The 13,963-nt window shown below is 77.0% G+C and carries 4 protein-coding genes and 3 pseudogenes; all 7 read left to right on the top strand.

What is annotated here, in order from left to right; translation table 11 throughout:
• Positions 1-15 precede the first annotated feature (15 nt).
• Positions 16-1,428, top strand: a pseudogene (locus tag AF335_RS35625) (type I polyketide synthase); the annotation flags it as partial.
• A 44-nt stretch (positions 1,429-1,472) separates the two neighbouring features.
• Positions 1,473-1,589: pseudogene (locus tag AF335_RS36800) on the top strand (CurL C-terminal domain-containing protein); the annotation flags it as partial.
• Between the two features lie 147 nt (positions 1,590-1,736).
• Entirely contained in the window at positions 1,737-4,664 is a 2,928-nt protein-coding gene (locus tag AF335_RS35105; RefSeq protein ID WP_102919074.1) for a type I polyketide synthase, read from the top strand.
• Between the two features lie 93 nt (positions 4,665-4,757).
• Positions 4,758-10,298, top strand: a pseudogene (locus tag AF335_RS16100) (type I polyketide synthase); the annotation flags it as partial.
• Positions 10,298-11,011: a class I SAM-dependent DNA methyltransferase gene (locus tag AF335_RS16095; RefSeq protein WP_102919072.1), complete on the top strand. Its 714-nt coding sequence runs from the start codon at positions 10,298-10,300 to the stop codon at positions 11,009-11,011. The pseudogene AF335_RS16100 and the gene AF335_RS16095, both read left to right, overlap by 1 nt.
• A gap of 168 nt (positions 11,012-11,179) precedes the next feature.
• Positions 11,180-12,409, top strand: a complete 1,230-nt coding sequence (locus tag AF335_RS16090; RefSeq protein ID WP_102919071.1) for a cytochrome P450 family protein — start codon at positions 11,180-11,182, stop codon at positions 12,407-12,409.
• Positions 12,410-12,624: 215 nt separating this feature from the next.
• On the top strand, positions 12,625-13,899 hold the full coding sequence (locus AF335_RS16085; RefSeq protein WP_102919070.1) for an activator-dependent family glycosyltransferase: 1,275 nt from the start codon (positions 12,625-12,627) through the stop codon (positions 13,897-13,899).
• The last annotated feature ends 64 nt before the right edge of the window (positions 13,900-13,963 follow it).

Genomic DNA, 13,963 nt, shown 5'->3' with positions numbered 1-13,963 from the left:
GCGGATGAAGAGAAACTGCGCGCCTACCTCAAGCGCGTGACGGCCGAGCTGCACAAGGCCACCGAGCAGCTGCGCGCCGTCGAGGACCGGGCCCACGAGCCCGTCGCGATCGTCGGCATGGCCTGCCGGCTGCCCGGCGGGGTCCGGGGCCCGGAGGACCTGTGGGAGCTGCTGCGCACGGAGACCGACGCCGTGGCGCCCGCCCCGGCCGACCGTGGCTGGGACCTGGAGTCGATGTACTCGCCCGACCCGGACCGGGCCGGCACCACGTACTGCCGCGAGGGCGGATTCGTCCGCGGCGCCGACGAGTTCGACCCCGGCCTCTTCGGGATCTCCCCCAACGAGGCGCTGGCCATGGACCCGCAGCAGCGCCTCCTCCTGGAGACGTCCTGGGAGGCCCTGGAACGCGCCGGCGTCGACCCGCGCTCCCTGCGCGGCAGCCGCACCGGCGTCTTCGCCGGCGCCTGGGACAGCGGCTACCAGAAGGCCGCCGGGCACCCCGACGCGGACCTCGACGCGCAACTGGAGGCCCAGCTCCTGGCCGGCATCGTCAGCTTCACGGCCGGCCGCGTCGCCTACGCCCTCGGTCTGGAGGGCCCCGCCCTGACCGTCGACACGGCCTGCTCGTCCTCCCTGGTCACCCTGCACCTGGCCGCCCAGTCGCTGCGCCGGGGCGAGTGCGACCTCGCCCTGGCCGGCGGTGCGACGGTCCTCGCCGACCCCGCCCTCTTCGTCCAGTTCTCCCGGCAGCGCGGGCTGGCGCCCGACGGCCGCTGCAAGCCCTTCGCCGAGGCCGCCGACGGCTTCGGACCCGCCGAGGGCGCCGGCATGCTCCTCGTCGAGCGGCTGTCCGACGCCCGCCGCAACGGACACCGCGTCCTGGCGGTGGTGCGGGGCAGCGCGGTGAATCAGGACGGTGCGAGCAATGGTCTGACGGCGCCGAGTGGTCCGGCGCAGCGGAAGGTGATCCGGGAGGCTCTGGCGGACGCCGGTCTGACGCCGGGTGAGGTCGACGCGGTGGAGGCGCACGGTACGGGTACGCCGCTGGGTGATCCGATCGAGGCGGGCGCGTTGCTGGCGACGTACGGGCGGGAGCGTGCGGGTGACCCGTTGTGGCTCGGCTCGCTGAAGTCGAACATCGGGCACGCCCAGGCCGCGGCCGGTGTCGCCGGTGTCATCAAGATGGTGCAGGCCCTGCGGCACGGACTGCTGCCCCGCACCCTCCACGTCGACCGGCCCAGCCCCCACATCGACTGGGACTCCGGCGCCGTCGCGCTCCTCACCGAGGCCCGCCCGTGGCCCGCCCGGGACGACCGGCCGCGCCGCGCCGCCGTCTCCTCCTTCGGCGTCAGCGGCACCAACGCCCACGTCATCCTGGAACAGGCGCCGCCCGCCCCCGCCGACGCCCCGCGCCCCCGGCCGCCGGGCCCGCCGCGACCGTCCTCCCGCTCTCCGCCGACGGCACGGAACCCCTGCGCGAACAGGCCCGCCGGCTCGCCGCGCACCTCGCCGCCGACCCGGACCTCGCCCCCGCCGACGCCGCCTGGTCCGCGGCCACCACCCGCGCCGCGCTCACGCACCGGGCCTCGGTCCTCGCCGACGACCGGGAGGCGCTCGTCGCCCGGCTGGAGGCCGTCGCCGAAGGCCGCGCGGACAAGGACGTCACCCTCGGCGAGGCCGGCAGCGACCGCGCGCCCGTCTTCGTCTTCCCCGGCCAGGGCTCCCAGTGGCCCGGCATGGGCGCACGGCTCCTCGCCGACGCCCCCGCCTTCCGGGCCAAGGCCGAGGAGTGCGCCGCCGCCCTCGCGCCCTACCTCGACTGGGACGTCCTCGACGTCCTCAGGGGCGCCCCGGACGCCCCGCCGATCGACCGCGCGGACGTCGTCCAGCCCGTCCTGTTCACCATGATGGTGTCCCTCGCCGCCCTCTGGGAGGCGCACGGAGTACGGCCCGCCGCAGTCGTCGGGCACTCCCAGGGCGAGGTCGCCGCCGCCTACGCGGCCGGCGCCCTGTCCCTGGCCGACGCCGCCCGGGTGATCGCCGAACGCAGCAGGCTCTGGGGCCGGCTGGCCGGCAACGGCGGCATGCTCTCGGTCATGGCCCCCGCGGCGAAGGTCCGTGAGCTGATCGGCCCCTGGGCGGACCGGATCTCCGTCGCCGCCGTCAACGGCCCCTCCTCCGTCACCGTCGCGGGGGACGCCGCCGCCCTGGAGGAGTTCGGCGTGCGGCTCTCGGCCGACGGGGTGCTGCGCTGGCCGCTGGCCGGCGTCGACTTCGCCGGGCACTCGCCCCAGGTGGCGGAGTTCCGCACGGAACTCCTGGCCACCCTCGCCGGCGTCCGGCCCACCGCCGCGCGGCTGCCGTTCTTCTCGACGGTCACCGCCCGGGAACACGCCCCCGAGGAACTGGACGCCGCCTACTGGTACCGGAACATGCGCGAACCCGTCGAGTTCGCCGCCACCCTGCGGACCCTCCTGCGCCAGGGCCACCGCACGTTCGTCGAGATGGGCCCGCACCCGCTGCTCGGCGCGGCGGTCGACGAGGTCGCCGACGACGAGGGCGTCCGCGCCGTCTCCCTGAACACCCTCTACCGGGACTCCGGCGACCTCGCCCGGTTCCGCGCCTCCGTGGGCGCCGCCTTCGCGCACGGCGTCCGCGTCGACTGGACCGCCCTGTTCGCCGGTACCGGCGCCCGCCGGGTGCCCCTGCCCACGTACGCCTTCCGCCGCGACCGCTTCTGGCTGCCGACCACCGTCGCCCGCCGCGCCGCGCCCACGGCGGTCACGCCCGCCGCGGCCTGGCGCCACCGCGTGACGTGGACCGCGCTCGACACCACCGGCACCACCCCGCCCACCGGTCGCTGGCTGCTCCTGGCCACCCCCGCCACCGAGCCGGGCGCGGCCGACGCCGCCGCGACCGCCCTCGGCTCGGCCGGGGCGACGGTCCTGCGGTGGACGCTGGACCCGGCCCGCGAGGACCGGGCCGGGCTCGCCACCCGCCTCGGCGGCCTGTCCGCCGACGCGGCCGGGCTCACCGGCGTACTGCTGCTGCCCGCCGACGCCGCCGGGGACCGGGCGCTCGACGAGGGGACCGCGGCCGCCCTCCTGCTGGTCCAGGCCGTCACGGACGCCGCCCCCGAGGCGCGCGTGTGGGTCGCCACCCGGGGCGCCGTCGCCGCCGGACCGGGCGAGTCCCCCTCCCCGACGGCCGCCCGCCTGTGGGGCCTCGGCCGGGTCGCCGCCCTGGAGGAGCCCACCCGGTGGGGCGGCCTGGTCGACCTGCCCGCCGACCCCGCCGACCGGGACTGGGCGCGGCTGGCCGGCGTCCTGTCCGGGACGACGGGCGAGGACCAGATCGCCCTGCGGGCGTCCGGCGCGTACGGCTGCCGCATGCTGCCCGCCCCCGACGGGACGGTGGCGGCACGCCGCGCCTGGCGGCCGCGCGGCACCGTCCTCGTCACCGGCGGTACGGGCGGGATCGGCGGTCACGTGGCCCGCTGGCTGGCCCGCGAGGGCGCCGAACACCTGGTCCTGGCGGGCCGCCGGGGCGCCGACGCCCCGGGAGCGGCCGCCCTGGAGGCCGACCTGAACGGGTTGGGGGCGAAGGTCACTTTCGCGGTGTGCGATGTGGCGGAGCGGTCTTCGGTGGCCGGGTTGCTGGCGGGTATCGAGGGGTCGGGTGTGCCGTTGCGTTCGGTGTTCCATGCGGCGGGTGTGCCGCAGGTGACGCCGTTGGGTGAGGTGACGCCGGAAGAGGCGGCGTATGTGCTGGGTGCGAAGGCGGTGGGTGCGGATCTGCTGGACGAGCTGACGTCCGGTCTCGAACTGGACGCCTTTGTGTTGTTCTCCTCCGGTGCGGCGGTGTGGGGCAGTGGGGGTCAGTCCGTTTACGCGGCCGCCAACGCCCACCTCGACGCCCTCGCCCAGCGCCGCCGGGCCCGGGGCCGTACCGCCACCTCCATCGCCTGGGGGCTCTGGGGCGGCGGCGGGATGGGCGCGGACGACGGCGTCACCGACTTCTACGCCGAGCGCGGGCTCTCGCCCATGCCCCCGGAACACGGCATCGAGGCGCTCCGCCGCGCCCTCGACCTCGACGACACCTGCGTCACCGTCGCCGACCTCGACTGGGCGCACTTCGTCACCGGGTTCACCGCCTTCCGCCCCAGCCCGCTGATCTCCGACGTCCCCGAGGTACGCGCCCTGCGGGCCGCCGCCCCGGCCGCCGACGCCTCCGCCGGCCTGCGGCGCCTCCTCGCGGAGGCCCTCACCCCGCGCGAGCGCGACAAGGTGCTCTTCGACCTCGTCCGTTCCCTGGCCGCCGAGGTCCTCGGCCACGACGGCACCGGCCGCATCGGCCACGACGTCGCGTTCAGGGAACTCGGCCTCGACTCCCTCGCCGCCGTACGGCTGCGCACCCGGCTCGCCGAGGCCACCGGGCTCGCCCTGCCCGCGACCGTCATCTTCGACCACCCCACGGTGGACCGGCTCGGCGCGGCCCTCCTCGACGGGCTCGACGGGCTCGACGGCGAACCCGCGCCCGAGGCCCCGGCCACCACCCGGCCGGAGCCCGCGGCCGGATCCGGCGACGACGGCGACACGGCCATCGACGGCCTCGGCGCCGACGAGCTCATCCGGCTGGCCAAGGCCGGCGCGGCCGGCGACTGACCGCCGGACCAGGGCCGCCCTCACCACACCCCACCACAGCGAACAGACGAGGACCCGAAGATGTCACCGTCCATGGACGAAGTGCTCGACGCGCTGCGCACCTCGGTCAAGGAGGCCGAGCGGCTGCGCCGCCGCAACCGCGAGCTCGTCACCGCCGCCCACGAGCCGGTCGCGATCGTCGGCATGGCGTGCCGGTACCCCGGTGGCGTCACCACCCCCGACGAGCTGTGGGAGCTGGCCGCCGAGGGCGTCGACGCGATCACCCGCTTCCCCGCCGACCGGGGGTGGGACGAGGCCGCCGTCTACTCGCCCGACGGCCACCCGGGCACCACGTACTGCCGCGAGGGCGGCTTCCTCACCGGCGCGGGCGACTTCGACGCCGCGTTCTTCGGCATCTCGCCGAACGAGGCGCTGGTGACGGACCCCCAGCAGCGCCTCCTCCTGGAGACGTCCTGGGAGGCCCTGGAGCGGGCCGGGATCGTCCCCCGGTCGCTGCGCGGCGGCCGCACCGGGGTGTTCGTGGGCGCCGCCCACACCGGCTACGTCACGGACACCTCCCGCGCCCCCGAGGGCACCGAGGGCTACCTCCTCACCGGCAACGCCGACGCGGTCCTCTCGGGCCGGATCGCCTACGCCCTGGGCCTGGAGGGCCCCGCCCTGACCGTCGGCACCGCCTGCTCGTCCTCCCTGGTGGCCCTGCACCTGGCCGTCCAGTCGCTGCGCCGGGGCGAGTGCGACCTCGCTCTGGCCGGCGGGGTCGCGGTCATGCCCGACCCGACGGTGTTCGTGGAGTTCTCCCGGCAGCGCGGGCTGGCGCCCGACGGCCGCTGCAAGGCGTTCGCCGAGGCCGCCGACGGCACCGCCTGGGCCGAGGGCGCGGGGATGCTGCTGGTGGAGCGGTTGTCGGACGCCCGTCGTAACGGTCACCGGGTGCTGGCCGTCGTCCGGGGTACGGCCGTCAACCAGGACGGTGCCAGCAACGGTCTGACGGCGCCGAGTGGTCCGGCGCAGCGGAAGGTCATCCAGGACGCCCTGGCCGACGCCGGTCTGACGCCGGGTGAGGTCGACGCGGTGGAGGCGCACGGTACGGGTACGGCGTTGGGTGATCCGATCGAGGCGGGTGCGTTGCTGGCGACGTACGGGCGGGAGCGTGCGGGTGACCCGTTGTGGCTCGGCTCGCTGAAGTCGAACATCGGGCACGCGCAGGCGGCGGCCGGTGTCGGCGGGATCATCAAGATGGTCCTCGCGATGCGGCACGGGCTGCTGCCCCGCACCCTCCACGTCGACGCCCCCACCTCGCGGGTCGACTGGGACTCCGGGGCGGTCGCGCTCCTCACCGAGGCCCGGCCCTGGGCGGAGCGCGAGGACCGGCCGCGCCGCGCCGCCGTCTCCGCCTTCGGCGTCAGCGGCACCAACGCCCACGTCGTCATCGAGGAGCCGCCGGCCCCCGAGGAGGCCGCCCCGGCCCGGCGGGACGCCCTCCCGTTCCCCCTGCCCTGGGTGCTGACCGCCCGCACCGGACCGGCGCTGCGCGGCCAGGCCGGCCGGCTGGCCGCCGTGGCCGGCGCGGCGCACCCCGCCGACGTCGGCCACTCCCTGGCCACGACGCGCGAGATCCTGGGACACCGCGCCGTCGCCCTGGTCACCGACCCCCGTACGGCCCGGGAGGAACTGGCCGGACTCGCCGCCGGCCGGACGCCCGAGACCCTCGTCACGGGCGTCGCGCGGCGCGGCGGCGGCACCGCGTTCCTGTTCTCCGGCCAGGGCGCCCAGCGCCCGGGAGCGGGCCGGGAGCTCCACGCGGCGTTCCCCGCCTTCGCCCGGGCGCTCGACGAGGCGGCGGCCGAGCTGGACAAGCACCTCGAACGCCCGCTGCTCCAGGTGATGTTCGCGGAACCCGGCACCCCGGACGCCGCCCTGCTCGACCGCACCGCCTACACCCAGCCCGCCCTGTTCGCCGTGGAGACCGCCCTGTTCCGGCTCTTCGAGAGCTGGGGGCTCGTACCGGACGTCCTCCTCGGGCACTCCGTGGGCGGCCTCGCCGCCGCCCACGCCGCGGGCGTGCTCTCGCTGCCGGACGCCGCCACGCTCGTCGCGGCCCGCGGCCGGCTGATGCAGGCGCTCCCCGAGGGCGGTGCCATGGTCGCCGTGCGCGCCACGGAGCGGGAGGCGGCCGGGCTGGCGGCCGTCACCGGCGGCGGGGCCGTCGTCGCCGCCGTCAACGGACCCGGGTCGCTCGTCCTCTCCGGCGACGAGGCCGCCGTCCTGGACGCGGCCGGGGAACTGGCCGCCAGGGGCCGCCGGACCAAGCGGCTCACGGTGAGCCACGCCTTCCACTCGCCCCGCATGGACGCGATGCTTGACGACTTCCACGCCGTCGCCGCGACCCTCGACTACCGCGCCCCCCGGCTGCCCGTCGTCTCCGACACCACCGGCGCCCTCGCCACGGCCGCCGAACTCACCGACCCCGCCTACTGGACCCGCCACGTACGGGAACCCGTGCGCTTCGCCGACGCCGTGCGCACCGCGCGCGCCCGCGACGTCACGACCTTCGTCGAGCTCGGCCCCGGCACCGCCCTGACCGGCATGGCCGAGGAGTGCCTGACGGACGCGGAGGGCACCGTGACCGTCCCCGCGCTGCGCCGGGGGCGGCCCGAGGCCGCGACCGTCCTGCGGGCCGCCGCCACCGCCTTCGCGCACGGCGCCGACGTCGACTGGGGCGCCCTGTACCGCGGCACCGGGGCCCGGGCCGTCGACCTGCCGACCTATGCCTTCCAGCACGCCCGCTACTGGCTCGAACCCGCGCCCGCCCCGGCCCGCCGGACGGACCGGGAGGCACAGGACGGCGCGGTGGGCACGGACGACGAGGAACTGTGGGCCGCGGTGCGGGCCGGCGACGCGAAGGCGGCAGCGGCCCGGCTGGGCACCGGAGGCGCCGACGTCGAGGAGCAGCTCCGCGCCGTCCTCCCGCACCTGGCCGCCTGGCGCGAACGCCGTGGCGCCGCCGCCCGGACGAACGGGCTGCGCTACCGGGTCACTTGGCGTTCCCTCCCCGCAGACGTTGTCAGGTTCACCCCCTCGGAACGCTGGCTCATGGTCGAACATGGGCACCGCACGGACTCCGGGGACGCCGCGGAGCGGACGCTGCGCGCGTCCGGCGCGGACGTCCTGCGGGAGGTGCTCGACGTGGGGGAGTGGGACCGGGCGGGCCTGGCGGCCCGGCTGGCGGCCCTCGCGGCCGAACCGGCGGGCCTGGCCGGTGTGCTGGTGCTCCCCGGCTCCGGGGAAGCCCCGCCGGCCGGGCGACCGGGACTCGACGACGGAACGGCGGGGGTGCTGCTGATGGTCCAGGCGCTGGCGGACTCCGCCGTGCCCGCCCGGATGTGGGTGGTCACGCGCGGCGCGGTCGCGGTCCGGCCCGGCGAGGTGCCCGATGGCCCCGGCGCCCGGGTGTGGGGCCTCGGCCGGGTCGCGGCGCTGGAGGCGTCCGCGTGCTGGGGCGGCCTGGTCGACCTGCCCGCCGCCCCCGCCGACCGGGACTGGAAGCGGCTCGCCGGGGTGCTCTCCGGCGGCAGCGGCGAGGACCAGGTCGCGATCCGCCCCTCCGGCGCGTACGGGCGGCGGATGCTGCCCGCGGGCCCGCCGGCGGGCGGCCCGGCGTGGCGGCCGCGCGGCACCGTCCTGGTCACGGGCGGTACGGGCGGGATCGGCGGCCATGTGGCCCGCTGGCTGGCCCGCAACGGCGCCGAACACCTCGTGCTGGCCGGACGCCGGGGCGCGGAGGCGCCCGGCGCCGCCGAGCTCGAATGGGAACTGAACGGGTTGGGTGCGAAGGTCACTTTCGCGGTGTGCGATGTGGCGGAGCGGTCTTCGGTGGCCGGGTTGCTGGCGGGTATCGAGGGGTCGGGTGTGCCGTTGCGTTCGGTGTTTCATGCGGCGGGTGTGCCGCAGGTGACGCCGTTGGGTGAGGTGACGCCGGAGGAGGCGGCGTATGTGCTGGGTGCGAAGGCGGTGGGTGCGGATCTGCTGGACGAGTTGACGGCGGGTCTTGAGTTGGACGCGTTTGTGTTGTTCTCCTCCGGTGCGGCGGTGTGGGGCAGTGGGGGTCAGTCCGTTTACGCGGCCGCCAACGCCCACCTCGACGCCCTCGCCGAACGCCGCCGGGCCCGGGGCCGTACCGCCACCTCCATCGCCTGGGGCGTCTGGGGCGGCACCGGCATGGTCGAGCTCGCCCCCGACGGATACCTGGACCGGCACGGGCTCGCCCCCCTGCCGCCGGAGACCGCCCTCACCGCCCTCCAGCAGGCCCTGGACGACGCCGACACCACCCTGACCGTCGCCGGTCTCGACTGGGCGCGGTTCGCCCCCGGGTTCACCGCCTTCCGCCCCAGCCCCCTGCTCGCCGACCTCCCCCGGGCCCGTACGGCCGCGCCCGCCGGCCCCGGCGGCGACCACGTGGCGTCCGGCCTCGCCGACGCCCGGCCCGAGGACCGGCCGCGGCTCGCCCTGGACCTGGTGCGCGCCCACGTCGCCGCCGTCCTCGGCCACACCGGCACCGAACGGGTCGACGAGCGGGCGCCCTTCCGCGACCTCGGCTTCGACTCCCTGGCCGCCGTACGGCTGCGCACCCGGCTCGCCGAGGCCACCGGCCTCGACCTGCCGGCCGGCCTCGTCTTCGACCACGCCGACGCCGCCGCCCTCGCGGACCACCTCGCCGCGCTGGCGGCCGAAGGCCCCGCCGCGCGGCCCGCGCACACCGCGCCGGAAGGCACCCTCCTCACCACCTTCCGGACGGCCGTCGCCCAGGGCCGGTCCGCCGAGGCCGTGGACCTCATGGCGTCCCTGGCCGGCTTCCGGCCCGCCTTCACCCACGACGCCCCCCGCCCCGAGGGTCTCGCCCCCGTGGTCCTCGCCACCGGGCCGGCCCGCCCCGTGCTGTACTGCTGCGCGGGCACCGCGGCGACCTCCGGCCCCGCCGAGTACGCCCGCTTCGCCGCCGGCCTGGGCGACGCCCGTACGGTCGCCGCCCTGCCGCTGCCCGGCTTCGGCGACCCGGCCGAGCCCCTGCCCGCCACGCTCGACGCGCTGCTCACCGCGCAGGCCGACGCGCTCCTCGAACACGCCGCGGGCGAGCCGTTCGCGCTCGCCGGCCACTCCGCCGGCGCCAACGTCGCCCATGCCCTGGCCGCCCACCTGGAGGCCCGGGGCACCGGCCCGACGGCCGTCGTCCTCATGGACGTCTACCGCCCGGAGGACCCCGGCGCGATGGGCGTCTGGCAGGACGACCTCCTGCGCTGGGCGCTCGAACGGAGCCCCGTCCCCCTGGCGGAACACCGCCTCACCGCCATGGCCGGCTACCACCGGCTGCTGCTCGGCACCCGCCTCACCCCGCTGCGCGCCCCCGTCCTGCTCGTCCGCGCCGGCGAACCCCTGCGCGACTGGCCCGAGGACGGCGGCCACGGCGACTGGCGGTCGAGCGTCCCCTTCGCCCGGACCGTCCTCGACGCGCCCGGCAACCACTTCACCATGCTCACCGAACACGCGGCGCGCACCGCCTCGGCCGTCCACGCCTGGCTGGACTCGCCACGACCCGGCGAGCCCGCGCCCACCCCGCCCCGCGGAGGAGAACACTGATGTACGCCAACGACATCGCGGACGTCTACGACCTGGTCCACGAGGGCAAGGGCAAGGACTACCGGCGCGAGGCCGAGGAGATCGCCGCCCTGGTACGGGAGCACCGGCCCGGCGCCGCGTCCCTGCTCGACGTCGCCTGCGGCACCGGCCAGCACCTGCGCCACCTCGCCGGCCTCTTCGACCGCGTCGAGGGCCTCGAACTCTCCCGCGACATGCTCGGCATCGCCGCGGACCGCAACCCCGGGACCCCGCTCCACGAGGGGGACATGCGCTCCTTCGCCCTCAGGGCCCGCTTCGACGCCGTCATCTGCATGTTCAGCTCCATCGGCCACCTGCGGGACCAGGCCGAACTCGACGCCACCCTCGGCCGGTTCGCCGCCCACCTCGAACCCGGCGGCGTCATCGTCATCGAACCCTGGTGGTTCCCCGGCTCCTTCACCCCCGGCTACGTCGGCGCCAGCGTCACCGAGGCCCGCGACCGCACCATCAGCCGCGTCTCCCACTCGGTGCGCGACGGCGACGCCACCCGGATCGAGGTGCACTACCTGATCGCCCGGCCCGGGGAGGGCATCCGGCACCTCACCGAGGAACACACGATCACCCTCTTCCCACGCACCGCCTACGAGCAGGCGTTCGAGCGCGTCGGCTGCCGGGTGCGCTACCAGGAGGGCGGCCCGTCCGGCCGCGGCTTGTTCATCGGCACCCGCCGCTGATTCAGCCCGTCCGGCGCTTGAGGACACCGCGCGGAGCGCGGAAAGGGGGCCCGGGGGCGGAGCCCCCGGTACGGGAAGGGGCGGGTAGGGGAAAAGGCCGCCCGCAGGGCACACGCACACCCCCCCCCCCCGCCCACACAAAGCCCGCAAGGCCCACGAGAGGAAGCCATGCCCACCACCGCCACGGACGACACCACCCGCGAGCTCGGCCGCAGGCTCCAGCTGAGCCGCGCCGGCCAATGGTTCGCGGGCAACCAGGGCGACCCGTACGCCCTGATCCTGCGCGCCGGCACCGACCACCCCGCCCCGTACGAGGACCTCGTCCGCGACCGGGGCCCCTGGTACCGCAGCGACCTGCTCGGCACCTGGGTCACCGCCGACCCCGCCACCGCGGCCGCCGTCCTGTCCGACCCGCGCTTCGGGACCCGGGACCGGGCGGGCGCCCGCCCGGACGCGGACCTGCTACCGCTCTCCACCGCCTTCCCCGGCCACGAGCGCGCCGAGCTCGCCCGGCTGCGCGCCACGGCGGAACCGGTGCTCGGGCGCACCGCCCTCGCCGAAGGGTCCTGCGACGCGCCCGGCGCGGCCCGCCGGCTGCTCCGCAGGCACCTGCCCGCGGCGGGCGCCGGCTTCGACCTGGTCGCCGAGCTCGCCCGCCCCTGCGCCGCCGGGCTCGTCCTGCGGGTCCTCGGCGTCCCGGAGGGCGACCGGGAGGCAGCGGCGGGCCTGCTCGCCCGCTGCGCGCCCCAGCTCGACGGCCGGTTCACCCCGCAGACGCTCGCCGTCGCGCGGGATTCCGCCGCCGCCGTCGAGGAGACGGCCGGCCTGCTCGCGGAGCTCGTCGCCGCACGAGGCAGGCGGCCCGCCGGAGCCCGCGCGGCGGGCGACGCCCTGGGGCGGCTGCTGGGCGACGGCGTCCCGCCCCGCGACGTCGAGCGCATCGCGCTGCTCCTCGCCCTCGGCGCCCCCGAGCCCGCGGCCACCGCCGTCGCCGGCACGGTGCTGCGGCTCCTCGGCCGTCCGGGCGCCTGGGCGGCGGCCCGGCGACCGGCCACGGCGGCGGAGGAGACCGACCGGACCCTCCGCGAGGAGCCCGCGTTCCGCCTGGAGAGCAGGGTCGCCCACGAGGACGTCGAACTCGCCGGGCGGCGCGTACCCGCCGACGGCCACGTCGTCGTCCTCGCCACCGCCGGGCGCGACCTCCCCGGCCCGGAGCCGCTCGGCGGCCCGGACGGCCCGCACTTCGCCCTCGCCCTCCCGCTCGTCCGCCTGGCCGTCACCACCGCGGTCCAGACCCTGGCCACGGCCCTGCCCGGCCTGAGCACCGCCGGACCCGCCCTGACCCGGCCCCGCTCGCCCGTCCTGCGCGCCTACGCCCGCTGCCCCGTACGGGCCTGACAGCCGCCGGCACCCGTCGTCCCGTACGGCCCGACCGCGCGGCACACGGCCCGCCCGCCTGCCACGCCCGCCGCGCGGCCCCCGTACGGCCCCGGGTGTCCCGCGGACGCCGTACGGGTGCCGTCGGCGGCCGTGAAGGGCCGTCGCACCCGGGCCCGTCCGCCCCGCCCGGGCCCGCAGTCCATCCACCCGTCCTAGGAGAGCCCGGAGTCACCGTGCGCGTCCTGCTGACCTCCCTCGCCCACAACACCCACTTCTACAGCCTGGTGCCACTGGCCTGGGCGCTGCGCGCGGCCGGCCACGAGGTCCGGGTGGCCAGCCCGCCCTCGCTCACCGACGTCATCACCTCCACCGGTCTGACCGCCGTCCCCGTGGGCGACGACAAGCCGGCCGTCGAACTGCTCGCCGAGATGGGCGGCGACCTCGTGCCGTACCAGAAGGGCTTCGAGTTCACCGAGCACGAGACCCCGGAGGAGACCACCTGGGAGTACCTCCTCGGCCAGCAGACGATGATGTCCGCCCTCTGCTTCGCCCCGTTCAACGGCGCGGCGACCATGGACGCCGTCGTCGACTTCGCCCGTGACTGGCGCCCCGACCTGGTCGTCTGGGAGCCCTGGACCTACGCGGGACCCGTCGCCGCACGGGCCTGCGGGGCCGCCCACGCCCGTATCCTCTGGGGCCCCGACACCATCGGCCGCTCCCGGAAGCGATTCCTCCGGGCGCTGGCCGAACAGCCGGCGGAGCTCCGCGAGGACCCCCTGGCCGAATGGCTGGGCTGGACCCTGGAGCGGTACGGGTGCGCGTACGACGAACGGGACGTGCTCGGCCACTGGGTGATCGACCCCGGCGCCCGCAGCACCCGCCTGGACCTCGGCCAGACCACGGTCCCCATGCGCTACGTCCCCTACAACGGCCGCGCCGTCATCGAACCCTGGCTCTCCGAGCCGCCCGCCCGGCCGCGCGTCTGCCTCACCCTCGGCGTCTCCGCCCGCGAGACCTACGGCCGTGACGCCGTCTCCTACCCGCAGCTCCTGGAGGCGCTGGGGCGGCTGGACATCGAGGTGATCGCCACCCTGGACGACTCCCAGCGCGAACTCGTCGGCGAGCTGCCCGGCAACGTCGTGCCCGTCGACTTCGTCCCCCTCGACGCGCTGCTGCCCAGCTGCTCCGTGATCATCCACCACGGCGGGGCCGGCACCTGGTCCACGGCCATGCTGCACGGCGTCCCGCAGATCGTCGTGCCCTCCCTGTGGGACGCGCCGATCAAGGCGCAGCAACTCCAGCGCCTCTCCGCCGGGTTCAGCCTCCCGCCCGCGGAGCTCACGGCGGAGAAGCTCGCCGACGCGGTGCTCGCGGCCGTGGGCGACCGCGCGATCCGGGACGGCGCCCGCCGGCTGCGCGAGGAGATGCTCGCCGACCCCGCGCCGGCCGGGATCGTCCCCACCCTGGAACGCCTCGCCGGCGCCCACCGGGCCGTGTCCCGGCACTGACGCCCACGGGGAAGGGGCCCACCGCTTCGGCGGTGGGCCCCTTCCCCGTACGGCGGGTGCCGGC

It is taken from the genome of Streptomyces eurocidicus (assembly GCF_002891295.1).
In the GTDB taxonomy this organism is placed as follows: domain Bacteria; phylum Actinomycetota; class Actinomycetes; order Streptomycetales; family Streptomycetaceae; genus Streptomyces; species Streptomyces eurocidicus.
Note: the sequence above shows the minus strand (reverse complement) of the source record. Positions and strands in the feature narration are given on the sequence as shown.

Coding starts and splice junctions, on each gene's coding strand:
- AF335_RS35105 (WP_102919074.1), top strand. CDS start 1,737: ATGGGCGCACGGCTCCTCGCCGACGCCCCCGCCTTCCGGGCCAAGGCC.
- AF335_RS16090 (WP_102919071.1), top strand. CDS start 11,180: ATGCCCACCACCGCCACGGACGACACCACCCGCGAGCTCGGCCGCAGG.
- AF335_RS16095 (WP_102919072.1), top strand. CDS start 10,298: ATGTACGCCAACGACATCGCGGACGTCTACGACCTGGTCCACGAGGGC.